Below are 23,080 nucleotides of genomic sequence, written 5' to 3'. Positions count from 1 at the left end.
CCCGTACTCCAGACACCCGGTTCTTCCGGGTGTCTTCTTTTGAGGCGACGAACGATGATCAATCGCTATCTGTTTGAAGTCATTTTCAGTGCGGTAACCCTGTGCGGGGTGATCGTCGGTTGGGAACTGTTTTTGGCCGGCAGCTTTCTGTAATTATTGCGCTGCGGCGGTTTCGTGCAAATGCCGCCAGACGAGTACGTTGGGCTGACGTTCAAAGACCACCGTGGAATAGCGCAGCGTGGCGCTTTGCCCCGGCAGGCTCTGTTTTTCCCGGTAGCTGACTACCGCGCCCGTCGGCCATTCGGCCACCAGCTTCATCTCTTCTATCTCGATTTCCAATCCCGGTTTGGCGGCGCGATGCGCGCGGAAAAAGGCGCACAGCGCGGCAAAATCCAGCGGAGCGCCGTTCAGCGCGATCATGCTGAAATCCGGCGTAAAGCGCGCCAGCAGCGCCTGTTCCTCGCCAGCCCCTTTGCCCAGCCAGCGTTCAATGGCGATGTGGGCGTCGATCACTTCGGTAAAGTACGGGTTCATAAAGCATCCTGTTGAGCGTTGAGTTGGCGCACGATGGCGCGGTTGGCGAGGCGCAGGCACAGCAGCAGCGGGATAAATACGCTGGCGCCCGCCAGAATGAAGCAGGTGCGGTAGGCCGCCGCGGGCGGCAGCCCGGTCAGCAGCAGATTCAGCAGCAGGCTGAGCAGCGCCACGCCGAGGCAAAAACTGATCTGGCGGTTGATGTTCCACAGCGCGCTGGCGTCCGCCAGCTGAGCGTCGGGGATCTGCAGGAACGCGCTGCTCTGTGCGGTGCTGCTGCACAGGCTGCCGCCAAATCCCATCAGTGCGAAGGCGGCGATCTGCAATGCGTGCTGCCCGGCCTGATCGATCTGCGCCAGCGTCAGCATGCCGGCGCCTTGCAACAGGCAGCCGGCGATCAGCAGCGGCCGCGGGCCGAGGCGATTAAAGGTTTTGCCGGTCAGCGTGATGGCCAGGAACGACGCCAGCGCCCAGGGCAGCATCAGGCCGCCGACCTGGGCGGCGGCCATCCCCAGCTGGTTTTGCAGATACAGCATCGCCACCAGGCTGACGCCGATGAACAGGCCGGGAATGCACAAGTAAACCGCCATGGCGTTGCGCAGCAGCGGATCGCCGACCAGCCGCAGGTTCAGCAGCGGCTGCGGGGTGCACAGGCTATGGCGCAGATAGTACGCCAGCACCAGCAGGCCAGCGGCCAGCAGCGCCGCGCCGGAAGCCTGATGACCGGCCTCGCTCAGCCGGGTCAGGCCGAGCAGCAGCAGCGTCAACCCTGCGCAGGCGCTCAGCAGTCCTTTGCCGTCGAGCGGTTTACGCATCGCCGTCGACGTTTCCGCGCGTAGCCACAGGGCCGCCAGCGCCAGGGCCACGGCCGCCAGCGGCAGGTTGGCGAAAAAGACCCAGCGCCAGTCCAGCCGATCGACGAGCCAGCCACCCAGCGCCGGTGACAGCGCCGGCGCCAGCAGCCCCACCAGCATGATGGCCGCCGACAGCCCGGCGCGTTCATGGCTGCGGTACAGCTGGTAGGTCAGCGTTTGGCCGATGGGGATCAGCAAGCCGCCGCCCATGCCCTGCAGGGTGCGCCAGCCGATCAGCGCGCCGATGCTGTCGGCGTTGCCCGCGCCGAGGGTCGCCAGCATGAACAGCGCCAGCGACAGCAGGAACATCCGCCGCCCGCCGATGCGCTGCGCCAGCCAGGCGCTGAGGGGGATCACCAGCGTCAGGCCGAGAATATAGCCGTTGCTAACCCACGCCAGTTGGCTGACCGACGCCCGCATCGCCTGGCCGATGGCGGGGTAGGCGACGTTGGCGATAAACATATTGATCAGATCGACGAAAAAGCCGAGCAGATAGACGATTGCCACTTTGCTGCGATAAGACATGGTGCCTCCGGTTGAAGGCGAGCAGTGTATCGGGGGGAAAAGTGCGGATAAATCGGCGGCGGGCGATTACACTGTCAAAATTATTTTGACAATAAGGGCGGCGAAATGCTGAATTTGCAGCGCCTGGCGATCTTCGCGGCTGTGGTGGAAGCGGGCAGCTTTACCGCGGCGGCGGCGGCGCTGGGGCAAACCAAGGCGGTGGTGAGTTTTAACGTCAAACAGCTGGAGAATGAGCTGGGGGTGTCACTGCTGGCGCGCAGCACCCGGCGGCTGTCGCTGACCGACGCCGGCGAACGCTTTTACCAGCGCAGCCTGCAGCTGCTGCAGGAGGCGGAAAACGTGCTGGACGACGTGCGCCGCGATCATCACGGGCTGAGCGGCGTGCTGCGCATCACCAGCACGCCGGAGTACGGCGCGCAGGTGGTGGTGCCGGCGCTGGCGGCTTTTTCGCGGCAGCATCCGCGGCTGCGCATCCAGCATGTCTCTTCTTCTTATCATGCCGATCTGATCTCGGAGCGCTTTGACGTGGCGATCCGCCTGGGCCAGCTGGCGGATTCCAGCCACCGCGCGGCGTTGATCGACAGCTTCGCCATTTTTCCGGTGGCGGCGCCGGGTTATCTGGCCGACCGGCCGATTCATTCGCTGACGGATCTGGCGCAGGCGCAGTGGATCGCCCACAGCCGGCTCAGTTCACCGCTCAGCTGGCTGGTGGCCACGCCGCAGCGCGAAGCGGTGCTGTTCAAGGTCGCGGATGCTGCCACGCTCACCGGTGACAGCGCCGCGGCATTGCTGGCGTTCGCCCTGCATGGCACCGGGGTGGCGCTGCTGCCGGCGTGGCTGGCACAGCCCGAAATCGACGCCGGCCGGCTGCAGCGGTTGCTGCCGGATCACCGTTTCCCCGAGCAGAGCATCTATGCGCTCTACCCGAACACCCGCCATGTGCCGGAAAAGGTGCGGGCGTTTATCGATTTTCTGCGCGCGCGGGTAGCCAGGGGCGAATGAACGGCAATATTGCCGCCACCGTTTGCTGATGTACCCATGCACGTTGGGCAGGCGTGGTTGCGCATAGTACCTCTGCTTCCTGTTCTTCAGAGGCCAAAATTTTGCGGCCGTTGGGTTGGCAAATGGGTAAGAAATCGAAATGATTGCCGCGGGTTAATCGCTGTGCGCGGATAGGCTGTTCAGCGCCGTTAGCTGCCAGCGACGCCCCACCCAAACGCGAGCCTTTCTCGCTTGGCAGATAGTTTTGCGGTTCGATAATCAACAAGGGTGCGTTTAGGTGATGCAAACTCTCCGGCCGCAGATAGGGCACCATGCCGGGATCGAGGGCGACGGCAAAGCGGATGCGCGGGTCGGTATAATCGGCATCGAACCGATCGGCGGTGACCTGCGTCAGGTCAACCCTGGCCTGGGTATAGAACCGGCAATTGGGTGACTGCGGCCGTTGCCGACAACCGGCGATGAAATCTGCCAGTCTGACTCTGCCGCCGATGGCCGCGATGGCGCTGTAACCGCCCTTGGAGTGGCCGACAACGCCGATGGCGTGAGGGTTGACGAGAGCAGCCCAGCGAGGGGAGGCGCCGATCGCGTCAATCAGCGCGGAGATATCTTCGGTTTGCCGCCAAAGATTGATGGACTGCGCCGGGACTGAGTCGCCGGTGGTACTGCCGGGTGAGTTGGCGGCAATCACCACCACGCCCTGGCTAACCAGCGCTGCCGCCAGCCAGGCCTGGCTGGTATTGTTCCCTCCGCTGCCGTGACTGAACACCACCAAGGGAAAGGTGCCCTTGGCCGGTGGTGCGTCAATTTGGCCGGCAATACCGGTGAATACCGGATTGGCACCGACGTTTTGTCGTGGGCCTTCGGCCTCGGTGGGATAATAAATACGGCTGGCGAGCGTGCGCGAATCCCGGGAAAACGCTTCATCATGAATGGCGATCTGATAAGGCGATGCGCTGGCCGTCGTGCACAACAGCAGCCACAGAGACAGTAACTTTTTCATCTTCACATCCTCATTACGACAAAAGCGCAAAGGTGACATCGGCTGTGCCTCTCCGCGACCTCGATCGCGATTAAGGTCGTTAAATTATTGTTTTAACAGACTTCACGCCATACACTTTTCCGCTTCGTCTCTTTGGATAAGGCGTAATGAATGCCGCTCATTCCCGTTACCTTTTTGTTCAGCCTGCTGTGCTGCGGGCTGTTGCTTCGCCTTGGCCGGCCCAGCGCCCGGCGTTGGGTTTTCCAGCTGTTACTGCTGCTGTGCGCATGGCAAAGCCTGCTGGTGGGGTTGCGTTACGGTTACGACTTAACGCAGTTCAATCGGTTGCAGCCAATTGGCGCCGTCATGATCCCGGTGCTGGTCTGGCTGGCCTTCCGGGTGAGCACGCAGGGGCGATTGCGGCTTGCCGATGTCTGGCATTTTGCGCCCTTATGCCTGACGCTGTTGGCCAGCTGGTATGCGCCAGTTTGGTTGGATGCGTTGATTATTGCCGCCGATGCGGGTTACGGCGTGGCCTTGTGGTGTGCACTGCGCGGCGGTGAGAATAGTTTGAAGCAGGTGGCGTTGGCGGAAAGCTGGCTCTGCTGCCGTCTGTGGCGTGGGTTAGCCATTTTATTGTTCACCGTCGCGATAGCGGAGCTGATCATTACCCTCGATTTTGCCTGGTTTGGCGGGCGACATGCCGGCCTGTTGGTGACGGTCGACACTCTGCTGCTTACGTTGGGCGTGTACCAGGTCTTGTCCCGCACCCGGCCGGCGGAGCAACCGGTCGAGGAAACGCCGGAGCCTGTTAAAGTCGTCGCAGTGAATGATGACCAGATCCACCACTGGTTTGTTCAGGTGCAACAGCGATTGCTGAAAGACGATCTTTATTTGCAACCGGAGCTGAATTTGGCGCTGTTGGCGCGCAAAAGTGGATTGCCGGCGCGCCGGGTGTCGCAGGCCATCAATCAGCATGCCGGGATGAATGTCTCGCAATACGTGAACCAATTGCGCATCGGTGAGGCGGCGCGAAGGCTGCTTGTCGGCGACCGCCCGATAACCGAAATCATGCATGAGTCGGGATTTACCACCAAGTCGAATTTTAACCGCGAATTCTTGCGCGTATATGGTGCCAATCCCAGCGAATGGCGCAGGCAGCAAAGACTTAGTTAAATAATAATTCGTTATAACTCTCTCATTTATCATCAGATCCCATCGGGGTATGCTGGCAATCTCTGTCTATCCCGTCCGATGCGAGCCACCTTCGATGACCGCAGAAAATAACCTCCAGCTGAACCGACGCATTCTGTCCGTGGTGATGTTCACCTTCGTCTGCTACCTGACCATCGGCCTGCCGCTGGCGGTGCTGCCGGGATTTGTGCATGACCATCTGGGTTACAACTCGGTGCTGGCGGGCCTTATCATCAGCGCGCAGTACTTCGCCACGCTGTTCAGCCGCCCACACGCCGGGCGCTATGCCGATCAGCTGGGGCCGAAGAAGGTGGTGCTGTTCGGCCTGGCGTGCTGCGGTGCCAGCGGCCTGTTTTACGCGCTGGCGTTCGGCGTTGACGATTACCCGTGGCTCAGCCTGCTGTTGCTGTGCGTGGGGAGGGTGTTTCTCGGCGTCGGCGAAAGCTTCGCCAGCACCGGTTCCACGCTGTGGGGTATCGGCCGGGTCGGAGCGATGCACACCGCGCGGGTGATTTCCTGGAACGGCGTTGCCACTTACGGGGCGATGGCGGCCGGGGCGCCGCTCGGCGTGTACCTGAATCAGCAGTGGGGGTTGGCCGGGGTGGCGGGGCTGATCGTACTGGCGGTCGCGGTGGCGCTGCTGTTGGCGAGCGGCAAGCCGGACGTTTCGATCGCCGCCGGGCAGCGCATCGCCTTTCGCGCGGTGTTCGGTCGCATTTGGGCCTATGGTCTCGGGCTGGCGATGGGCACCGTCGGCTTCGGCGTGATCGCCACGTTCATCACGCTTTACTATGCCGACAAAGGTTGGAGCGGCGCGGCGTTTTCGCTGACGCTGTTCAGCTGCGCCTTCGTCGGCATCCGCCTGATCTTCAGCAATGTCATCAACCGCCACGGCGGTCTGAAGGTGACGCTGGCGTCGTTTCTGGTCGAGATCGTCGGGCTGCTGTTGATCTGGCAGGCCGGTGAGCCCTGGATGGTGCAAACCGGCGCGTTGCTGGCCGGCGCCGGTTTCTCGCTGGTGTTCCCGGCGCTGGGCGTCGAGGCGGTGAAACAGGTGCCGCCGCAGAATCAGGGCACGGCGCTCGGCACCTATTCGGCGTTCCTCGACCTGGCGCTGGGCATCACCGGCCCGCTGGCCGGGCTGCTGATTGGGCAAGCGGGCGTGCGGTCGATCTATCTGGCGGCGGCGCTGCTGGTGGCGCTCGGGGTGTTGCTCACTCTGCGCCTGCTGCAGCGCAGCCGGCGCTGATTCAGGAATAGTCCGAAACCCGGATTCCTCCCCAGAAAATCATTGTTTCGGTGAATGATTACGGTAAGGTCGCTCAGCGGTCCAGAATGAGAGGAGGAATCGATGTATTTACGGCCGGATGAAGTGGCTAAAGTGTTGGAGAATACCGGCTTTGAGCGTGATTATGTCACCGATCAGGCCTATGGCTACCGCAAGGGTGCGCACTACGTGTATGTGAATCGCGAAGCGCGGATGGGCAGAACCGCGTTGGTGATCCACCCGGCGTTGAAAGAGAGAAGCGTGCATTTCGCCACGCCAACCTCCCCGGTGCGCACCAGCGAGCAGTATCTGGAATTTCCCCTGGATTTAAGCGGTGACGCCCCGAACCTGCGTTACGGCATCGCACACGGCTTCAGCTCGCGCGAAGCGCTGTCGCGCTACCTCTTCAGCATGTTCCTGTAATCGGTCCCCCGCCTTGGGGGACGCGATCAGCCGTGGGCCAACGCTTCGCGGTTGAAACGCTCGTTGTAGGCGCGACGGAACTGCGCCAGTTCAAACGCATCGATATCCAGCTCGGCGAAGTAAAACAGCGCCGCTTCGGTGTGCTCGGCGTGCAGCTCCGGCGACAGCCCGGCGCGCAGCAGCACGTCGCGCCACAGGGCAATCTGTTCGTCGTCCGCCTGTTTGATGAACGTCAGGTAGATGAACAGCAGATAAGCCGCCTGGTGCATCTCTTCGGTGTAGCCGTTGTTCAGCATACGGATAAAGGTCTGGCTTTGGCGGCCGCCCATTTCCTGGATCATCGATTCGATCAGCATCGGTTTGACCCTCAGCAGATGGGCCAGCGAATCGATGGCTTTGCGGGTGTCGGACGTCAGGATGCGGTAACCGATAATGAATACGACGATCAGGGCGGCGAGGATGATCCAGGTCATTTAGGCTTTATTACACTCTCAATACGCCAGAAGAGGGGCGGGAGGCGCTGTGCGACAGCGCCCGCTATCAATGCTGTTCGCCGCTGAAATTACCGACCGCGCTCTGTTGGCGCAGGTGGTGATTGAAGGTGGCCGCGTCTTTGGCCAGCGCGTCCAGATGAGCGCCGAGCATTTTGATCTGCTTCACCAGCGCATGCTGTTCCGGTACCGAGCTGGCGGTGCTCAGCTTGCGCGCCAGTTGTTCATTCTGCGCCCGCAGCGCGGCTTCGCGCTGTTTGGCTTCTTCCAGCAGTTGCTGCAGCGCCTGGTAGCTCTGCTGCCATTCGCGGTGTTGCCGTTCGAAGCTGCTCTGCAACTCATTCATCGCATTTTGAAACTGGATTTCCAGCTCGCGCATTGTCATGGGCTCGATCCTTTGCGGCACTCAATGATGGCTTAGCAGTATAGCGAAAACTGTTCGCAAGCTCACCCGTTGACGACAAATGAGACAAATGCCGCTGACAATTCCCGGCTTGCAACCGTGGCAAGGCGTCTTACAATCGACCCCATTCCCGGCCGTAAAGGCTGCCGTTCAAGAGAGGTGGAAGATGAGCGAGCAGGAAAAAGACTTTTTTGAACAGGCGATGGCGGACGTGGTGCCGCTGGCGAGCGGACGGCAGACGCTGTACCTCAAGCCGCAGGAGGCGGTGGACAAAAGCGCGCGGCGCGAAGCGCAGCGGCTGATGCAGGAAAACTTCCTCAGCACCGATTTTCTCGAGGTGATCCCCTGCGAACAGCCGCTGGAGTTCAAAGGGGAAGGCATTCAACAGGGCGTGTTGGACAAGCTGCGTAACGGGCGTTATCCGCCGCAGGCGTCGCTGAACCTGCTGCGTCAGTCGGTCGAAGCCAGCCGGCAGGCGCTGTTTCGCTTTATCGTGCAGGCGGAGGCGCAAAACCTGCGTTCGCTGCTGATCGTGCACGGCCGCGGGCGGCAGAACGAAAGCCATCCGAATATCGTGCGCAGTTACGTCGCCAAATGGCTGGCGCAGTTTGAACAGGTACAGGCGTTTTGCCGCGCCTTACCGCGCGACGGCGGCGAGGGTGCCTGCTATGTCACGCTGCGTAAATCGGCGCAGGCCAAGGCGGAAAACTTTGAGCGCCACGCCAAGCGCAGCCGTTGAAGGGATAGCCGAAATAAAATGGCCGGCGAATATCGCCGGCCATCGATGAATTATTTATTAAATATTTTATAGTCCAGCGAATAACGGCCGGCGCCGGTTACCGCCAGCAACAGCAATCCGCCAATGATGCTGATGTTTTTAAAGAAGTTGATTTCGTTGCCCATCATTTCCATGCCGGTCATTTTCCAGAACGGATGGCCGATAAACGCGGTGCCCAACACATACAGGGCGAAAATGACCGCGATAGGGCGAGTAAACAGACCGAGAATAAGCGCGATGCCGAAAATAAACTCCACCACCACGGCAACGATCGCCGCTAAATAAGGCATCGGCGTGCCGTAGCCTTCCATTGCCGTGACGGTCGCACCGAAGTTGACCAGTTTCATCCAGCCGAAAATGATAAACAGAACCATCAGTAATATGCGGGACAGCAGAATTACGCCGTCTTTTGAGCTATCACCCATTTCGAACTCCTTAGCCACTGTCGGAATGATGTTGTCTTACTGAATAAAGATTAGAACAATTTACGTTTTTTTCTAGCGGCGACGGGCGGTTGCGCCACTTTTTTCGTTGGGTGAGACGCGTGGTGAAGCCGGCGGCATTGCCTATACTTGAGCCTGGAGCAAAAACAATAAAACAGGCAATGTGAGGTCAAAATGGATGAGGAATTGACCGCTGCCGGTTACCGCCGTTATTCCGGCGACAAGATTGACGTTTATTTTAACAGCGCGATATGCCGCCATTCCGCCAACTGCGTGCGTGGCAACGCGGCTATTTTTACCCTGAACCGCCGCCCGTGGATTATGCCGGACAATGCCGATACGGCGGAGGTGAAACGCGTTATCGACACCTGCCCCAGCGGCGCACTTAAATATAGGGAGAAATAATATGGAACATAAAATACTGGCAGACGACAAGCGTTTTTATATCAATGACGAGCAGGGCAAGCTGATCGCCGAGATCTCTTTCGTGCCGAGCGGCGACAAGCTGACCATTATCGATCACACCTGGGTGGATGAGTCATTGAAGGGGCAGGGCGTCGGCAAAAAGCTGGTGGCGCTGGTGGTAGAGAAGATGCGCGCGGAGCAGCGTAAAATCATTCCGCTGTGCCCGTTCGCCAAGCATGAGTTTGATACCACGCCGGCCTATCAGGACATTCGCGCCTGAGGCGATAACGGGGCGCGGTGCGCCCCGGTTATTCAGCAGACGCCGAAATCGCCGTCTTCGTGGTACAGCGCCACATCGCTGGCCTGCACCTCTGTGCGCTGCTCTTTGCCCAGTTCATTCCAGCTGCAAACCAGGGTTTCGCCGTCGATCGCCACCACGGTCATCTTTGGGCCGCCGGTGGTGCGTTGAACAAAATCACCGATATTGAATGCCATGCGTTCCTCCACAACAGATTAAACCTCACCTATTGATAACACAGAATGGCGCTGCCGTTGGCATGAGTCTCGTTATATATTATTTTATATAGCGATTATCACCAAGGAGAGCAGAATAACATGCCGGGATTATTGATGTTTTATGTGGGCGGTACGGCGCCGGGCGCCAATATTGAGCTGCACGACGTACAGTTCGCGGCGGCGGATCGACCGGAAGAGGCGTATCCGCTGCTGCGTGAAAAGTGGTTCGGTGATAAGCGCAAGGTGCATGTCGACGGCTATGCGCGCATCGACTGGGCGGACGGTTACGACGTGAGCCTGGAGCCTGCGCCGTTCGCCGGTGAAGAGAAGCTGTTTTTCGTCAACGTGGGTGGCTACCGCAGCGATGAGCTGGCGGAATTGCACCAGTTCGGCCTGTTTGTGGCGCGTTCCGCCGACGAGGCGAAGGACAAAGCCAAACGGGTGCTGCTGACGGACAGCGCACAGCAGCACAAGGATGACCTGACCGAGGTGGACGACTGCCTGCTGCTGCAGGCGCTGCAGGGCTACCACGTGCATCTTAGGGCCAACCCGCACGGCAAACCGGCCCGGCCGCTGTGGCAGGGGTATCTGCCGATCGGCGAACCCGCGCTATAACGCCGCCAGCGCCTGCAGCTGTTGCCGCAACCAGCGACAGGCCTCCGGCCGGCCGTTCTTGCGGTGCAGGTAGATTTTGATCTGATACGGCGGCACCGGAAACGGCAGGGGGTGAATATCCAGCGCCGCTGCCTGCCGCAATTTTTGCGCGGCGTAGCGCGGCATGCTCATCACCAGTTCGCTGTCGGCGACGATGAACGGCGCTCCCAACAGCGAAGGCGTGCGGATGGCGATATCGCGCTGCAGCCCCAGCTTATCGAGCTGGTAGTCAATGACGCCGCGCTGTTCGTTCCACGGCGTCACCACCAGATGGCGCGCCCGCAGATAGTTTTCCAGCGTCAGTTCGCCGTATTTTACGCTGAAGGCGGGTGAACAAATCGCCACATACTCATCCTCCAGCCAGCTCACCTCATCGATCTCCAGGTAGCTTTCGCCGTCGGTTTCGGTAAAGCCCAGCGCGAAGTCGATGCGCCCCGCCAACAGATCGTTCAATGCCACCTTGCGCTCGGAATAGCGCAGCTGGAACGACAGCCCGGGCGCCAGGCGCTGCATTTGCGCCATCAGCGCGGGAAACACCGCGAAGGCGGTGTAATCGGTAATGGCGAAGGTGAAGCTCTCCCGGCTTTCGGCGGGAACGAAACGCGGGCGCGGATGCAGCCCTTTGGCCAGCAGCGCCAGACTTTCGCTGACGGTCGGGGCCAGGCTGTCGGCATACACGGTCGGGTGCATGTCGTTGCCGACCCGGTAGAACAGCTCGTCCGCCAGCGCCTTGCGCAGCCGGATCAGCGCGTGGCTCAGCGCCGACGCGCTGAGGGCCAGCTCCGCCGCGGCGCGCGTCACCGATCGCAGCCGATAGACCGCTTCGAACACCAGCAGCAGGTTGAGATCGAGACGCTTCAAATCCAGATGCATGATATTCATTACCTGTTGATGAAAATGCAGTTCATACAGTATTTGAGGCGCGATATGCTGGCAAGCACAGTCATCAACACGCTCAGGATTTGCCATGAACATTGAGATTTACCCGGCGCAAAAAAGCGACGCCAAACTGATTCTGGATATGATTATCGAGCTGGCGGTGTACGAAAAGGCGCGCGAGCAGGTGCTGGCCAGCGTGGAAGATATCGAACGCAGCCTGTTTGGGCCGGGCGCCTGTTCCGAAGCGCTGATTTGTACGGTGAACGGCGAGCCGGCGGGTTATGCGGTGTTCTTTATGAGTTACTCCACCTGGCTGGGTAAAAACGGCATCTATCTGGAAGACCTGTACGTGGCGCCGAAGCATCGCGGCGCGGGCGCCGGTAAAAAGCTGCTGCGGCACATCGCCCAGCTGGCGTGCGAACGGCAGTGCGGCCGCCTGGAGTGGAGCGTGCTGGACTGGAACCAACCGGCCATCGATTTCTACCTCAGCATCGGCGCGCAGCCGCAGGGCGAGTGGGTGCGCTATCGTATGGAGGGCGAGGCGTTGACGCACTTCGCGGCGCACGGGGCGGCGCTGCCGGCATAATAGCCGTTGGGGGGAGGCAGCCTCCCCAACTGTGGTGATGTGAATAGTTTACTGCGGGTGGTTCAGATCAGGATCATGCGGGTTTGCGGGCGGCGAGAATGAAGATCATCGGGCGCTCCTGTTCTTCGTCCAGCGCCGGATTAGCGGCGATTTGCTGCGCGCTGGGGCCCCATTCGTTCAAATGCTGGATGATAAACCCTTGCTGCGCCAGCGGGTTGATATAGCTGCCGAGCGTGCGGTGCTGCTTGATGACACCTTCCGCCAGCCAGTTGGAAACGCGCTGGCCTTCTCGCTGGTAGCCGTTTACCGGCCAGGATTTCTGCCCGTTGCCGTCGGTCAGCCAGCCCTGCTGCGCCGGGGCGGTGTAGATCGGGTGCTCGGCGGTGAAGATGAACTGCCCGCCGGGTTTCAGCGCGGCGTAAACCGTGGTGAACAGCGCGGCCAGATCCTCGAGGTAGTGCAGCGTCAGCGAGCTGTAGACCAGATCGTAACTTTCCGGCGGCAGCTGCAGCTGCGCCAAATCCTGCCGACGGTACTCGATGCCCGCGTCGGCGGTCATCTCCCGCGCCTTGGCCAGCATTTTTTCCGAGACGTCCAGCCCCAGCACGTCGGCGGCGCCCTGTTCGCGCGCGCTGCGGCAAAACCAGCCGTAGCCGCAGCCGAGATCGACCACGCTTTTGCCCTGTAAATCCGGCAGGATGCGGCGAATGGCGGGCCATTCCGGCGCGCCGTCCAGGCCGTGCTGCGAGCGGCTGAGCTGCGCATAGCCGTCGAAAAAGGCCTGATTGTCATAGATGTTTTGCGTCATGATGACTCCTTGTGGTGAATGACGGCGGCGGAATGCTGCTGCCATACCGTGCATAGTGCTGCATAATTCTACGCTGACAACATGAATAACGGGAATGACGATGGACATGATTTCGGTGCGGCAAGTGCCCGAACTGGCGCCGCGCGCCATTGCGTATTTTCAGCGGCACTGGGCCACGGCAGAGACGCTGATGATGTATGAAGACGCCATCAACCGCAGCCTCGGCGCCGCCAACCCGCTGCCGCAGTGGTACCTGCTGGTGGAAAATGACCGGATCCTCGGCTGTGCGGGGCTGATCACCAACGACTTTATCAGCCGTGGGGAGTTGTATCCCTGGCTGTGTGCGCTCTACGTAGAGGAAGCGCAGCGCGGCCGGGGCTACGGCGCCAAACTGATTGAGCATGTGGCGGCGGAAACCCGCCGGCTGGGCTTCCCGCAGCTGCACCTGTGCACCGATCTGGAAGGCTATTACGAGCGCAACGGCTTCGTTTATAACGGGCTCGGGTATCACCCCTGGGGCGAAGCCTCGCGGGTCTATTCGCGGGTACTGTGATCGCCTTCGCCGGGGGCGCGTAAGACAAACCTGACTTTTCTTTTCGTTCACCTCATCGCGCATCGCGGGTTACACTGGCCGCTTGTTCGCCACCGACCAGGTTAATTCGCCGCCGCGATGAGAGTGCCACGCCAGCTACAGCAACGCTTTACCGCCTGCATCGCCATTATGGCGGTGCTGTTGCTGTTTGTTGCGCCGGTGGTGTCGAAATCGCTGATGCACCACCCGATGATGGGCGGCATGGCGCAGTCGGCAGCCGCCATGCCGCACGACATGCACGCGATGGCGATGCCCGCCGCCGAGCATGCCGGTTACCCCGGCATGGATTCGGCGGAGATGATTTTCTGCGGCTATTGCGAGCTGCTGATCCACGTGCCGCTGCTGCTGTGGACATTCGTCCCGCTGCTGTGGCTGATGGCGCGCATCGCGCGCCTGCCTTGCGCGCCGCGCATCGTTTCTCCGCCCATTCGGCGCCTTACTCTGCGGCCGAGCCCGCGCGGGCCACCCGGCCAACCGTTTTTCCCTATTGCTTGATCATGGGTAACGCTGTCCGTATCGCTGCGGACGGTTTGCCTGCGCGCACAGTTTGAAAAACGAGAAAGGCCATGTCTTCAATAACCAAAACTCCACCTGCCGCATCGCCGCGTGGCGCGATGCTGAACCTGATCAGACGGCTGCATTTTTATATCGGCCTGCTGGTCGCTCCTTTTATTCTGGTCGCTGCATTGACCGGCACGCTGTATGTGTTGACGCCGCAGCTTGAAGAGGCGCTGTATCGCGATGCGCTTTTCACCGAACCGCACGGGCAGGCGAGATCGCTGGCTGACCAGATCGCCGCCGCCCGCCGTGCGGTGGGTGACGAGGCACGCATTTACGCCGTGCGCCCGGCACCCGGCGCAATGGACACCACGCGCGTACAGTTCGCGAGTGCCGATCTGGGCGCTTCCGAGTCACGTGCGCTGTTTGTCGATCCGTATACCCTGGCGATCAAGGGCGATATGACGGTGTACGGCACCTCCGGCGTACTGCCGCTGCGCACCTGGCTGGACAAGCTGCACAGCAGCCTGCTGCTTGGCGATCTGGGCCGCAACTACAGCGAGCTGGCGGCCTCCTGGCTGTGGGTGGCCGCGCTGGGCGGCGTGGCGCTGTGGCTGGCGACGCGGCCGAAGCGCAAGCTGAAAAGGGTGAAAGGGGGCTTCGCCGCTAACCGCCATTGGCATATCACGCTGGGCGTGGCGCTGCTGGCCGGGCTGCTGTTCTTCTCGGCCACCGGGCTGACCTGGTCGCAGTGGGCCGGCGGCAACATCGACGCGCTGCGGGCCAACCTGGGCTGGCTGACGCCGCAGGTCAACACCAGCCTGCAGGCCGATGCGCCGCAGACGCCGGCCGATCCGCACGCCGAGCACCGCGGGATGATGCCGGGCATGAAGATGGGGCCTGCCGCGCAGAGCAATGCGCTGAACGGCGACTGGGATCGGGCGCTACACGCTGCGCGCGCCGCCGGGATCGACGCCGCCAAGGTTGAGCTGCGCCAGCCGAAAGGCGAGGGCAAAGCTTGGACGGTAACCGAAGTGGATCGCAGCTGGCCAACGCAGGTGGACGCGGTTGCCATCGCGCCGCAAAGCTTCGCCGTCGTCGACCAGGTGCGGTTCGACACCTTCCCGCTCATCGCCAAGCTGACCCGCTGGGGCATCGACGCCCACATGGGCATTCTCTTTGGCTTGCCGAATCAGCTGCTGCTGGCGGCGTTCGGCCTTGGGCTGTGCTTGATGATCGCGTTGGGTTACCGCATGTGGTGGAGTCGCCGCCCGGCGGCGGGGGCGCAGCATCCGGTGCAGACGCTGGTCGCCGCCTGGCTGGCGCTTTCCCTGCCGGCGCGTGCCTGCACGCTGCTGGTAGCAGCGGCGCTGGGTTATTGCCTGCCGGTAATGGGCGTGAGCCTCGCGGCGTTGCTGCTGGTGGACGTATGGCGCTGGCGCGGCCAGCGGCAAAGCCACCGGGACGAAACGCCGGAAGCGGCCGCCCGCCGCGCCGAGGTGCGCAAGTTCCGCGCGGCGGTGGCGACAGTGGCAGTGGCGGTCGGCTGCGTGATGGGCCGAGCGATCCTCGGCGGCACCGTCGAACAGTTTCAGCTGCCGATCGGTGACTGGAGCGCACAGATGGTGATCATGCAGAGCCTGATGGTGCTGCTGTATACGCTGGTGTTCACCCTGCTGCTTTCCATTCCGCTGTGGTATTTCTTCCTGGGGGAAAAAGAGGGGCGGTGAGGTAGCGTCCGGCATGCCTGCGGGCATGCCGGATATTTGGGAATGGGGCTTAAGCACGTATCAGCTCACCAAAGGGTAATCTCCACTGAAAGGAAGCGAACGATGGCGTTTGAACAACGAAGGGACAAGGCGATAACCGTGTGGAAATTGAACAGAAAAGAAAGCGAACACTAGAGAATACCAGCCCACATACGGGGCGCCAGTGCGCCATTCTGAGCCGCTTTTCAGGCCGGTGAAAATCCTCACTCGAATAAATTCGTTCACCGCAGCAGCGTGCTGCCAGCGCGATATAAATTTATATAACTCAATGTATTGTCATCGAAATGGCACTGCGCTGCATCTACCTACGCAATTTGGTTCAGAAAGTTTTTTCAGTTCTGATTTCCTACATCCCCCCCCGGGCCGTGCCACGCCTGGGACTTTGGCGTAGTCCCAAACTGAAAAATGCGTGAATTGGTCATCGCTCCCTGGTTTGGTTATTCTCTGAGCTGGACACATTTTGCTTAAGGAAAGTGAATGGACGCAAAGCAAATTGCACATGGAATTTTGGATGGAATTTCGACCATTCCGAGCGGGATGTATCATGGTGTCGTTCGCACTTGGCAAGGAGCTGGATTGGCTGGTAGCAACCTTAAGACTAGAAACCAAGAAGAAACAGAACGTTTCGCCCGTATGGTCAAGTCGATGGGTAACAGTGAAGAACCCTTACGACGCCTGATTACTATTGTGATCACTGATTTCTATCAGAAATTAGACGCTAGCGGCAAAGAGTCCATCAATAATAAACTAGCCTATGGTGCCGGTCGTCTTGGTGGACGAACTGGGGGCCAATTTGCATTGGCGCAATTTGCGGCTCACATGATGCTAAGGAAAGCGACCTCCGCATTAGCGTATAAACAATTTGTACGCTTTGGCGCTTCGTTCACTCTCAACCTTGTAATGTTACAGGGACTTATCGAAGAGGCAGCCCAAGCATCCCGACGAATGCAAGTTAAGTTTCCTCAAACATACCGGAAGGTGTCGGCGTTAAATTTAGATATGGCATATTTCTTGGTTGAGGAGCAACTAGAGCCGTATCTCCAATTCATTAACAGCCACCCTATGCTTTGTAAAGGTATTCAGAATGAACTCTGCAAAATCCTCTCTAACCAGAAAACTCACTAAGTATATAGGGTTAGGTGCTTCGCATGCTTTGGAAGCGATAGTAACCGGCGTTTGCGCGATTGCTGCTTTCATGTCGCTGTTCTTACTTGATGGGGCAGTGATGAAGGTTGCTGGCTTTGTTGGGTTCTTCGTTGCCGGCTATCTAATCACCCTGGCGATTGCATGGCTGCGTGGGGAGCGATAACAAAGTGGCGACGTAATTTTCTTGTCGCCATTACAAAGATTCCACTGTGCCAATTATTTCACCTACTGCATTCTCAAGGCTTTCGGGGGGCTATTTTTTTTACTGGCTCTGTGCGGAGCATCCTGGGAAACTGTGTCGTTAGTGGGTTGGTAGCCCGATTAGGCAGGCATATTCTTAACCACCGATTCAATTCCCCACTGGTTCGAGCGGACGCTTCTTCTCCGGATTTTACTGGGTGTTCTCGGATAAAAACAAAAAAGCCCGCAACCGAAGTTGTGGGCTTTTTCGCTATTATCGCCGGGTCTATCTGGTTCACTGGCGACGTATTTGGTGGAGCTGGGGGGATTTGAACCCCCGTCCGAAATTACTACACCGTCGGCACTACATGCTTAGTCCAATCTTTACATTCGCCGGCCAGCTGCGGATGGACACGCTACTGACAGACTAGCCTGATTGAGTTTAACGCTTCAGCCCCAGGCAGGACATCCACGCGATCTCTTTTGGGTTTGACCTCTCTTGATCCCCGTCCTAAGAGCGGAGGCTAGGGAGAGAGGGCTCTAAGCAGGGTATTAAGCTGCTAAAGCGTAGTTTTCGTCGTTTGCGACTATTTTTTTGCGGCTTTTTACGAGGCCAACCGCCCCTCGGCATGCTCCTAGGGCTTCGCAAATCCCGTCGAATCCAGAATCAGCCCCAAGTAACTTTGTGCAGTATACCAGAAGTTTACCTCGATAAGCCAGCGGCTTAACGATTGGCGTGCTTCATGATACGGGCTTTCGCCGTCTGCCATTCGCGATCTTTGATGTCATCGCGTTTGTCGTGCTCTTTCTTGCCTTTGGCTACGCCGATCTTGATCTTGCTCCAGGCATTTTTCCAATACAGGGACAAGGCCACCACGGTGTAGCCATCGCGGTTGACGCGGCCGAGCAGGGTATCCAGCTCGCGTCGGTTCAGCAGCAGTTTACGGGTACGCGTCGGATCGCACACCACATGCGACGAAGCCACGTTGAGCGGGGTGATGGTGGCGCCAAACAGATAGGCTTCACCGTCACGGAACGTCACGTAGCTGTCGCTGAGGTTGGCTTTGCCTGCACGCAGCGATTTAACTTCCCACCCTTGCAGCGACAGGCCCGCCTCGAACTCTTCTTCAATGAAGTATTCGAAACGCGCGCGCTTGTTTTGAGCAATGGTGGCGGAACCGGGTTTGTGTGCTTTTTTCTTTGTCATAGTGCGTTCATTATACTGGATGCTTCAGCGAAAGAAATCCTTTCCCGTTCAGCACCTGCGCAATTTTTCGCATTTTTGGCGCCCCCATCCCTTAGCAGATTTTTTGTTTGCCGCCAGATAAATGGTATTATCTGTACGTTTTATGTCTCACAGGAAATGATATGCCCCAGATCAGTCGGTCTGCATTAGTGCCGTTCAGCGCCGAGCAGATGTATCAGTTGGTTAACGATGTTCATTCTTATCCCGATTTTCTGCCAGGTTGCACCGGCAGCCGGGTGCTTAACGCTACCTCCAACGAAATGACCGCCGCGGTGGACGTCGCCAAGGCCGGTATCAGCAAGACCTTCACCACGCGCAATACGCTGCTGGATAACCAAAGCATCAATATGCAGCTGGTCGATGGTCCGTTCCGCAAGCTGATGGGCGGCTGGCAGTTCACGCCGCTGAGCGAAGAGGCCTGCAAGGTGGAGCTGCACCTGGACTTCGAGTTCACCAACAAACTGATTGAGCTGGCGTTCGGCAAGGTGTTCAAGGAGCTGGCGGGCAGTATGGTGCAGGCATTCACCCAGCGGGCGAAAGAGGTCTACAGTGTCTGACATCCAGGTCGAGGTGGTGTACGCCTTGCCGGAGCGTCAGTACCTGCGCAAGGTGAAACTGGCCGAGGGCAGCAGCGTCGAGCAGGCGATCCAGGCTTCGGGCCTGCTGGAGCTGCGCCAGGATATCGATCTCAAGAGCAACAAAATCGGCATCTACAGCCGCCCGGCCAAGCTGGGCGATACGCTGAACGACGGCGACCGGGTGGAGATCTACCGGCCGCTGATAGCCGATCCGAAAGAGCTGCGCCGGCAACGGGCAGAAAAGGCAAAAAAATAAGGCGCTTATAGCGCCTTATTTTTTATCTGAAACTGATTTTCTCTTCCGCGTTGCAGCCTGCGACTGTCATGAGGAACATCATGCCCCCTCATGGGCCGGAAGAGCGGGCAGCGCCGATTACTTGGTCAGCGCCGGTTTGTTCTGGATGTCGGTCAACACGCCTGCGCTGTCGAAGGTCAGCGTCAGCGTCTGCTGGGTGATGTCTTCATGGCCAGGCTGCTGGCGGAACACATAGAACCACGTCTGAGTCCCGAACGGGTCTTGCAGCATTGGGGTGCCCAATGTGTAAGCGACCTGTTGTTGGGTCATCCCTTTCTGAATTTTCGCCACGTCGGTCGACGTCAGGTAGTTCCCCTGGTTGATGTCAGGACGATAAACCACCTTTTCAAAAGTAGAACAGCCTGCAGTCAGCATCACAAGAACTACAGCGGCGGCAGTCAGCGTTTTACAGCGCATAGTAATCACATTCCTTTAGGGCATAGGATGCCGATGATAATAGACCTTGCGGCAGTTGGAAACCTTTATACCCTTCATCTTTCAAGTTGCGACGCGTTGGCTTTCTTTCAGCACCTCAAGCGCTTGGCCTGTTTCAGGCCGTTGAGGAGGCTTCGAATCGCCGCCGCGCCGCACTTTAGATATCTTTCGGGTCAACAGCGTCACTGTCAGACCGCAGGAAAGTGAAAAAGTTGAGCTTTTTTATGCCGCCAGCAGTTCTTTGGCGTTCGCCAGCGTATTGCGGGTGACTTCGCTGCCGCCGAGCAGGCGCGCCAGCTCCTGCAGCCGGGCGCGCTTATCCAGCGGCGCCATCTGGGTTTCGGTGACCGTGCCGTCAGTCTGCTTGCTGACGAACAGGTGCTGATGCCCGCATCCGGCCACCTGCGGTAGATGGGTCACGCACATCACCTGGGTAGATTCGCCGAGCTGGCGCAGCAGGCGGCCGACGATGGCGGCGGTCGGGCCGCTGATGCCCACGTCCACTTCATCGAAGATCAGCGCCGGGGTTTCCATCTTGCGGGCGGTGATTACCTGAATCGCCAGCGCGATGCGCGACAGCTCACCGCCGGAGGCGACCTTCGCCAGCGGCTGCAGCGGTTGCCCCGGGTTGGTGGAGACGCAGAACTCGGAGCGGCTGGCCCCTTCGGCGCTCAGATGCTGCGGCTCGAAACGCACGTCGATGTTGAACTTGCCGTGCGGCATGGAGAGCGCCTGCATGCTGTCGGTGATGAGTGTGGTCAGCTCGGCGGCGTAGTGCAGGCGTTTCTGATGCAGCTGCTCCGCTAGCGCCAGCGCCTGCTGGTGATGCAGGGTGACCGCCTCGTTCAGGTGTTCATGGTCGCTTTCCTGCTGTGAAAGCAGCTGTTGTTCATCCAGCAACTGTTGATGCAGCTGCGGCAGCTCTTCCGGCGCAACCTGGTGTTTGCGCGCCAGGCTGATTTGGCGCGACAGGCGCTGTTCCAGCTCGTGCAGGCGGTTGGGATCGAGATCCATGCGATCGGCGTAGTGGCGCAGCTCGTCGCTGGCTTCGCTGATCTGGATAGAAGCCTCTTCCAGCATGTCCAGCAGGCCGCTGAGCTTATCGTCCAGCTCGGCCAGCTCAAGCAGCAGGTGTTTGGCGCTGTAGAGCTGGCTGAGCATGTTGTTTTCGTCGCTGTCGGCCAGCAGCTGCAGCGTCTGCTGGCTGAGGGTCAGCAACTGGCCGCTGTTGGCCAGGCGCTTGTACTCGGCGTCGGTCTGCTCGAACTCGCCGGCCTGCGGCGCGAATTCGTTCAGCTCTTTCAGTTGGTATTGCAGCAACTGCTTGCGCGCTTCGCGCTCGATGGACTGCTGCTGATGGTGCGCCAGCTCGCGGCAGCTCTGGTGCCAGCGTTGGTAGGCCTGACTCATCGCCGCCAGCAGGGCGGGTTCGTCGGCGTAGGCGTCGAGCAGCGCTTTTTGGTGCTCCGGTTTGAGCAGCAGCTGATGGGCGTGTTGGCCGTGGATTTGGATCAGGCGTTGCCCCAGCTCGCGCAGCTGCGACAGGGGCACGGCGGTGCCGTTGATAAAGCCGCGCGAACGGCCGTCGGCGTTGATCACCCGGCGCAGCAGGCATTCGTTGCTGTCGTCCAGCTGGTTCTGTTCCAGCCACTCGCGCGCGGACGGGGTGTCCGCCAGCGAGAAGCGGGCGCAGATGTCGGCGCGGGCGGCTCCCAGGCGCACCACGTTGCCGTCGGCGCGGTTGCCGAGGCACAGCCCCAGCGCATCGATGGCGATGGATTTGCCGGCGCCGGTTTCACCGGTGATCGCCGTCATACCCGGTTGAAAATCGATTTCCAACTCACGAACGATAGCAAAGTTGCTGATGGTTAATTGCGCCAGCATGGGAACCTTCCTGTGTATAAACACATAACTGTAGTTTCATACAGTATAAACTGGTTTTATATACAGTAAAGTGGCCGACGCAGATTTTAGAACAATTTTTTCGACCAGCCCAGCTTGGTGCTTAACGTGTTGAAATAGCTGTAGTCCTTCGGGTGAATCAGATTCAGGTGGAAATCGCTGCGGCGGATCAGCACTTCTTCGCCTTCCTGGATCGGCAGTGCGATCTGGCTGTCGCAGCTGATCTCCAGATCGCTGCCGATCTGCGAAAACTTCAGGCGGATGGTGCTGTCGCCGTTGATCACCAGCGGCCGGGCGGAGAGAGTGTGCGGGAACATCGGCACCAGCGCGATCGCCTCCAGCGACGGGGTGAGGATCGGCCCGCCGGCGGAGAGCGAGTAGGCGGTGGAGCCGGTCGGCGTGGCGATGATCAGGCCGTCGGAGCGCTGCGAGAAGGCGAAGCGATCGTCGATGTACACCTCGAATTCGATCATGTGCGCCACTTTGCCGGGGTGCAGCACCACTTCATTGATGGCGGTGCTGATGCGGCACTGCTGGTGCTCTTTATGCACGATGGTTTCCAGCAGGAAACGCTGTTCGTCGATGTACTCGCCTTCCAGCACGTCCGCCAGCTGCTGCAGGGCGTTGTCGGGATCGAGATCGGTGAGGAAGCCGAGGTTGCCGCGGTTGACCCCGATCACCTTGATGTCGTAGCGCGCCAGCACGCGCGCGGCGCCGAGCATGTTGCCGTCGCCGCCGACCACCACCGCCAGGTCGGCCCGCTGGCCGATATCCGCCAGGCTGCCGGTCACGGCGTCTTTCAGCCCCAAATCATGGGCGATCTGGCGTTCGACCATCACCGAATAGCCGCGGGCGACCAGCCAGTGGAACAGCATCTCGTGGGTTGCCAGCGCTGAAGGGTGACGCGGGTGGCCAACAATGCCAATACAGGCGAATTTTTTATTCATTTGTTGTGATTTTCCTCACCGGGACCCGTTTATGCCCCACATTGTGACCGGTTGACTTGAAACCCCGGTTTTGATCCCCATAATAAGCCAAGTTGCGAGATTAATGCTAAAACGCGGAGATATTCATGAGTAGTAAAGAACAGAAGACGCCAAACGAGCAAGTCTCGGAAGAAATGGAACAACACGCTCATCACGAGGATACGCTGCCGGAAGCGGCGGAAGGCGTCGATCTGCGCGATGCGCGTATCGCCGAACTGGAAGCCCAACTGGCGGAAGCTCAGCAGCACGAGCGCGACAGCCTGCTGCGCGCCAAAGCGGAAGCGGAAAACATTCGCCGCCGCGCCGAACTGGACGTCGAGAAAGCGCACAAGTTCGCCCTGGAGAAATTCTCCGGCGATCTGCTGCCGGTGATCGACAACCTGGAGCGCGCGTTGGATCTGGCGGATAAAAACAACCCGGAACTGGCCGCAATGATCGAAGGCATCGAGCTGACGCTGAAATCGCTGCTGGACGTGGTGAGTAAGTACGGCATCGAAATCGTCGGCGACGTCAACGTGCCGTTCAACCCGGAAGTGCATCAGGCGATGAGCATGATGGAATCTGCCGATCACCAGCCGAACCACGTGATGATGGTGATGCAGAAAGGCTATACGCTGAACGGCCGCCTGCTGCGCCCGGCGATGGTCGCGGTCTCCAAAGCCAAGGCGTAATCGCCCCGGCAACGGCATAAAGAAAGGCACCCGAGGGTGCC

General features: G+C 59.6%; 30 protein-coding genes and 1 other RNA gene. 17 read left to right on the top strand and 14 right to left on the bottom strand.

What is annotated here, in order from left to right; genetic code table 11:
• Positions 1–153: 153 nt before the first annotated feature.
• Positions 154–534, bottom strand: coding sequence for a DUF4440 domain-containing protein (locus tag C3F38_RS21960; RefSeq protein ID WP_038872797.1), 381 nt, complete (start codon positions 532–534; stop codon positions 154–156).
• Positions 531–1,913, bottom strand: a complete 1,383-nt coding sequence (locus C3F38_RS21955) for an MFS transporter (protein ID WP_055312226.1) — start codon at positions 1,911–1,913, stop codon at positions 531–533. The genes C3F38_RS21960 and C3F38_RS21955 overlap by 4 nt, the downstream gene beginning before the upstream one ends.
• 105 nt (positions 1,914–2,018) lie before the next feature.
• Here C3F38_RS21955 and C3F38_RS21950 point away from each other — a divergent pair, with 105 nt between their 5' ends.
• Entirely contained in the window at positions 2,019–2,915 is an 897-nt protein-coding gene (locus tag C3F38_RS21950) for a LysR family transcriptional regulator (protein ID WP_038872792.1), read from the top strand.
• Here the strand turns inward: C3F38_RS21950 and C3F38_RS21945 are convergent.
• Positions 2,875–3,915, bottom strand: coding sequence for a prolyl oligopeptidase family serine peptidase (locus C3F38_RS21945; RefSeq protein ID WP_038872790.1), 1,041 nt, complete (start codon positions 3,913–3,915; stop codon positions 2,875–2,877). The genes C3F38_RS21950 and C3F38_RS21945 overlap by 41 nt on opposite strands.
• A 174-nt stretch (positions 3,916–4,089) precedes the next feature.
• Here C3F38_RS21945 and C3F38_RS21940 point away from each other — a divergent pair, with 174 nt between their 5' ends.
• From C3F38_RS21940 to C3F38_RS21930, 3 genes are all read left to right on the top strand, one after another.
• The gene (locus C3F38_RS21940) at positions 4,090–5,070 is read left to right on the top strand and encodes an AraC family transcriptional regulator (RefSeq protein WP_223294854.1); all 981 of its coding nucleotides are present in this window, start codon (positions 4,090–4,092) and stop codon (positions 5,068–5,070) included.
• A 94-nt stretch (positions 5,071–5,164) separates the two neighbouring features.
• Positions 5,165–6,337 carry an MFS transporter gene (locus C3F38_RS21935; RefSeq protein ID WP_038872787.1) on the top strand — a complete coding sequence of 391 codons (1,173 nt, stop codon included), beginning with the start codon at positions 5,165–5,167 and terminating at the stop codon, positions 6,335–6,337.
• Positions 6,338–6,439: 102 nt separating this feature from the next.
• Positions 6,440–6,778, top strand: a complete 339-nt coding sequence (locus C3F38_RS21930; RefSeq protein ID WP_038872785.1) for a DUF2002 family protein — start codon at positions 6,440–6,442, stop codon at positions 6,776–6,778.
• A gap of 26 nt (positions 6,779–6,804) precedes the next feature.
• Here C3F38_RS21930 and C3F38_RS21925 read toward each other — a convergent pair whose 3' ends face one another.
• Positions 6,805–7,251 carry a DUF1198 family protein gene (locus tag C3F38_RS21925; RefSeq protein ID WP_025303978.1) on the bottom strand — a complete coding sequence of 149 codons (447 nt, stop codon included), beginning with the start codon at positions 7,249–7,251 and terminating at the stop codon, positions 6,805–6,807.
• A 67-nt stretch (positions 7,252–7,318) separates the two neighbouring features.
• Positions 7,319–7,654, bottom strand: coding sequence for an MbeD/MobD family mobilization/exclusion protein (locus C3F38_RS21920; RefSeq protein ID WP_004928976.1), 336 nt, complete (start codon positions 7,652–7,654; stop codon positions 7,319–7,321).
• A gap of 184 nt (positions 7,655–7,838) precedes the next feature.
• Here C3F38_RS21920 and smrA point away from each other — a divergent pair, with 184 nt between their 5' ends.
• Positions 7,839–8,411 (top strand): DNA endonuclease SmrA, encoded by a 573-nt coding sequence (gene smrA / locus C3F38_RS21915; protein ID WP_038872783.1) that lies wholly within the window; start codon positions 7,839–7,841, stop codon positions 8,409–8,411.
• Positions 8,412–8,461: 50 nt separating this feature from the next.
• Here the strand turns inward: smrA and C3F38_RS21910 are convergent, their stop codons facing one another.
• Positions 8,462–8,875: a DoxX family protein gene (locus C3F38_RS21910; RefSeq protein WP_016929826.1), complete on the bottom strand. Its 414-nt coding sequence runs from the start codon at positions 8,873–8,875 to the stop codon at positions 8,462–8,464.
• Between the two features lie 192 nt (positions 8,876–9,067).
• Here C3F38_RS21910 and C3F38_RS21905 point away from each other — a divergent pair, with 192 nt between their 5' ends.
• Both C3F38_RS21905 and C3F38_RS21900 read left to right on the top strand, forming a co-directional pair.
• A complete protein-coding gene (locus C3F38_RS21905) occupies positions 9,068–9,298 on the top strand; it encodes a (4Fe-4S)-binding protein (RefSeq protein ID WP_038872781.1) in 231 nt (76 codons plus the stop codon).
• Between the two features lies 1 nt (position 9,299).
• Positions 9,300–9,578 carry a GNAT family N-acetyltransferase gene (locus C3F38_RS21900; RefSeq protein WP_047730014.1) on the top strand — a complete coding sequence of 93 codons (279 nt, stop codon included), beginning with the start codon at positions 9,300–9,302 and terminating at the stop codon, positions 9,576–9,578.
• Between the two features lie 32 nt (positions 9,579–9,610).
• Here the strand turns inward: C3F38_RS21900 and C3F38_RS21895 are convergent, their stop codons facing one another.
• Positions 9,611–9,793, bottom strand: coding sequence for a YodC family protein (locus tag C3F38_RS21895; protein ID WP_025303973.1), 183 nt, complete (start codon positions 9,791–9,793; stop codon positions 9,611–9,613).
• 120 nt (positions 9,794–9,913) lie between these two features.
• On the opposite strand from C3F38_RS21895, the gene C3F38_RS21890 reads away from it, so the two are divergent.
• The gene (locus C3F38_RS21890; protein ID WP_047730015.1) at positions 9,914–10,429 is read left to right on the top strand and encodes a DUF1543 domain-containing protein; all 516 of its coding nucleotides are present in this window, start codon (positions 9,914–9,916) and stop codon (positions 10,427–10,429) included.
• Here the strand turns inward: C3F38_RS21890 and C3F38_RS21885 are convergent.
• Positions 10,424–11,350 (bottom strand): LysR substrate-binding domain-containing protein, encoded by a 927-nt coding sequence (locus C3F38_RS21885; RefSeq protein ID WP_103767459.1) that lies wholly within the window; start codon positions 11,348–11,350, stop codon positions 10,424–10,426. The two genes, C3F38_RS21890 and C3F38_RS21885, sit on opposite strands and share 6 nt — an antisense overlap.
• Before the next feature lie 85 nt (positions 11,351–11,435).
• On the opposite strand from C3F38_RS21885, the gene C3F38_RS21880 reads away from it, so the two are divergent.
• Positions 11,436–11,933, top strand: coding sequence for a GNAT family N-acetyltransferase (locus C3F38_RS21880; protein ID WP_055312229.1), 498 nt, complete (start codon positions 11,436–11,438; stop codon positions 11,931–11,933).
• 73 nt (positions 11,934–12,006) lie between these two features.
• Here the strand turns inward: C3F38_RS21880 and C3F38_RS21875 are convergent, their stop codons facing one another.
• Positions 12,007–12,741 (bottom strand): bifunctional 2-polyprenyl-6-hydroxyphenol methylase/3-demethylubiquinol 3-O-methyltransferase UbiG, encoded by a 735-nt coding sequence (locus C3F38_RS21875; RefSeq protein ID WP_055312230.1) that lies wholly within the window; start codon positions 12,739–12,741, stop codon positions 12,007–12,009.
• Between the two features lie 100 nt (positions 12,742–12,841).
• Here C3F38_RS21875 and C3F38_RS21870 point away from each other — a divergent pair, with 100 nt between their 5' ends.
• From C3F38_RS21870 to C3F38_RS21850, 5 genes are all read left to right on the top strand, one after another.
• On the top strand, positions 12,842–13,294 hold the full coding sequence (locus tag C3F38_RS21870; protein ID WP_080479026.1) for a GNAT family N-acetyltransferase: 453 nt from the start codon (positions 12,842–12,844) through the stop codon (positions 13,292–13,294).
• A gap of 117 nt (positions 13,295–13,411) precedes the next feature.
• Positions 13,412–13,828, top strand: a complete 417-nt coding sequence (locus C3F38_RS21865; RefSeq protein WP_176603058.1) for a DUF2946 domain-containing protein — start codon at positions 13,412–13,414, stop codon at positions 13,826–13,828.
• Between the two features lie 71 nt (positions 13,829–13,899).
• Positions 13,900–15,561: a DUF2534 family protein gene (locus C3F38_RS21860; protein ID WP_055317106.1), complete on the top strand. Its 1,662-nt coding sequence runs from the start codon at positions 13,900–13,902 to the stop codon at positions 15,559–15,561.
• A 516-nt stretch (positions 15,562–16,077) separates the two neighbouring features.
• Positions 16,078–16,725 (top strand): hypothetical protein, encoded by a 648-nt coding sequence (locus tag C3F38_RS26450; RefSeq protein WP_071845367.1) that lies wholly within the window; start codon positions 16,078–16,080, stop codon positions 16,723–16,725.
• The gene (locus tag C3F38_RS21850; protein ID WP_055317294.1) at positions 16,685–16,909 is read left to right on the top strand and encodes a hypothetical protein; all 225 of its coding nucleotides are present in this window, start codon (positions 16,685–16,687) and stop codon (positions 16,907–16,909) included. The genes C3F38_RS26450 and C3F38_RS21850 overlap by 41 nt, the downstream gene beginning before the upstream one ends.
• Positions 16,910–17,237: 328 nt before the next feature.
• Here the strand turns inward: C3F38_RS21850 and ssrA are convergent.
• Positions 17,238–17,601, bottom strand: a transfer-messenger RNA (tmRNA) gene (gene ssrA, locus C3F38_RS21845).
• Positions 17,602–17,650: 49 nt separating this feature from the next.
• A complete protein-coding gene (smpB, locus tag C3F38_RS21840) occupies positions 17,651–18,133 on the bottom strand; it encodes an SsrA-binding protein SmpB (RefSeq protein ID WP_016929804.1) in 483 nt (160 codons plus the stop codon).
• Positions 18,134–18,294: 161 nt separating this feature from the next.
• Between smpB and C3F38_RS21835 the strand changes: the two genes are divergently transcribed.
• Complete coding sequence (locus tag C3F38_RS21835; RefSeq protein ID WP_004929096.1) at positions 18,295–18,729, top strand: type II toxin-antitoxin system RatA family toxin; 435 nt, start codon at positions 18,295–18,297, stop codon at positions 18,727–18,729.
• Complete coding sequence (locus C3F38_RS21830) at positions 18,722–19,006, top strand: RnfH family protein (protein ID WP_004929098.1); 285 nt, start codon at positions 18,722–18,724, stop codon at positions 19,004–19,006. The genes C3F38_RS21835 and C3F38_RS21830 overlap by 8 nt, the downstream gene beginning before the upstream one ends.
• A 117-nt stretch (positions 19,007–19,123) precedes the next feature.
• Here C3F38_RS21830 and bamE read toward each other — a convergent pair whose 3' ends face one another.
• From bamE to nadK, 3 genes are all read right to left on the bottom strand, one after another.
• Positions 19,124–19,462 carry an outer membrane protein assembly factor BamE gene (gene bamE / locus C3F38_RS21825; protein ID WP_004929101.1) on the bottom strand — a complete coding sequence of 113 codons (339 nt, stop codon included), beginning with the start codon at positions 19,460–19,462 and terminating at the stop codon, positions 19,124–19,126.
• Positions 19,463–19,702: 240 nt separating this feature from the next.
• Complete coding sequence (gene recN / locus C3F38_RS21820; RefSeq protein WP_055317293.1) at positions 19,703–21,364, bottom strand: DNA repair protein RecN; 1,662 nt, start codon at positions 21,362–21,364, stop codon at positions 19,703–19,705.
• An 86-nt stretch (positions 21,365–21,450) separates the two neighbouring features.
• Positions 21,451–22,329, bottom strand: a complete 879-nt coding sequence (nadK, locus tag C3F38_RS21815; RefSeq protein ID WP_019452304.1) for an NAD(+) kinase — start codon at positions 22,327–22,329, stop codon at positions 21,451–21,453.
• A gap of 125 nt (positions 22,330–22,454) precedes the next feature.
• Between nadK and grpE the strand changes: the two genes are divergently transcribed.
• Positions 22,455–23,039 (top strand): nucleotide exchange factor GrpE, encoded by a 585-nt coding sequence (gene grpE, locus C3F38_RS21810; protein ID WP_055317292.1) that lies wholly within the window; start codon positions 22,455–22,457, stop codon positions 23,037–23,039.
• Positions 23,040–23,080 lie beyond the last annotated feature (41 nt).

It is taken from the genome of Serratia sp. SSNIH1 (genome assembly GCF_002935055.1).
Taxonomy (GTDB): Bacteria; Pseudomonadota; Gammaproteobacteria; order Enterobacterales; family Enterobacteriaceae; genus Serratia; species Serratia nevei.
This window is presented reverse-complemented; position numbering and strand designations above follow the sequence as displayed.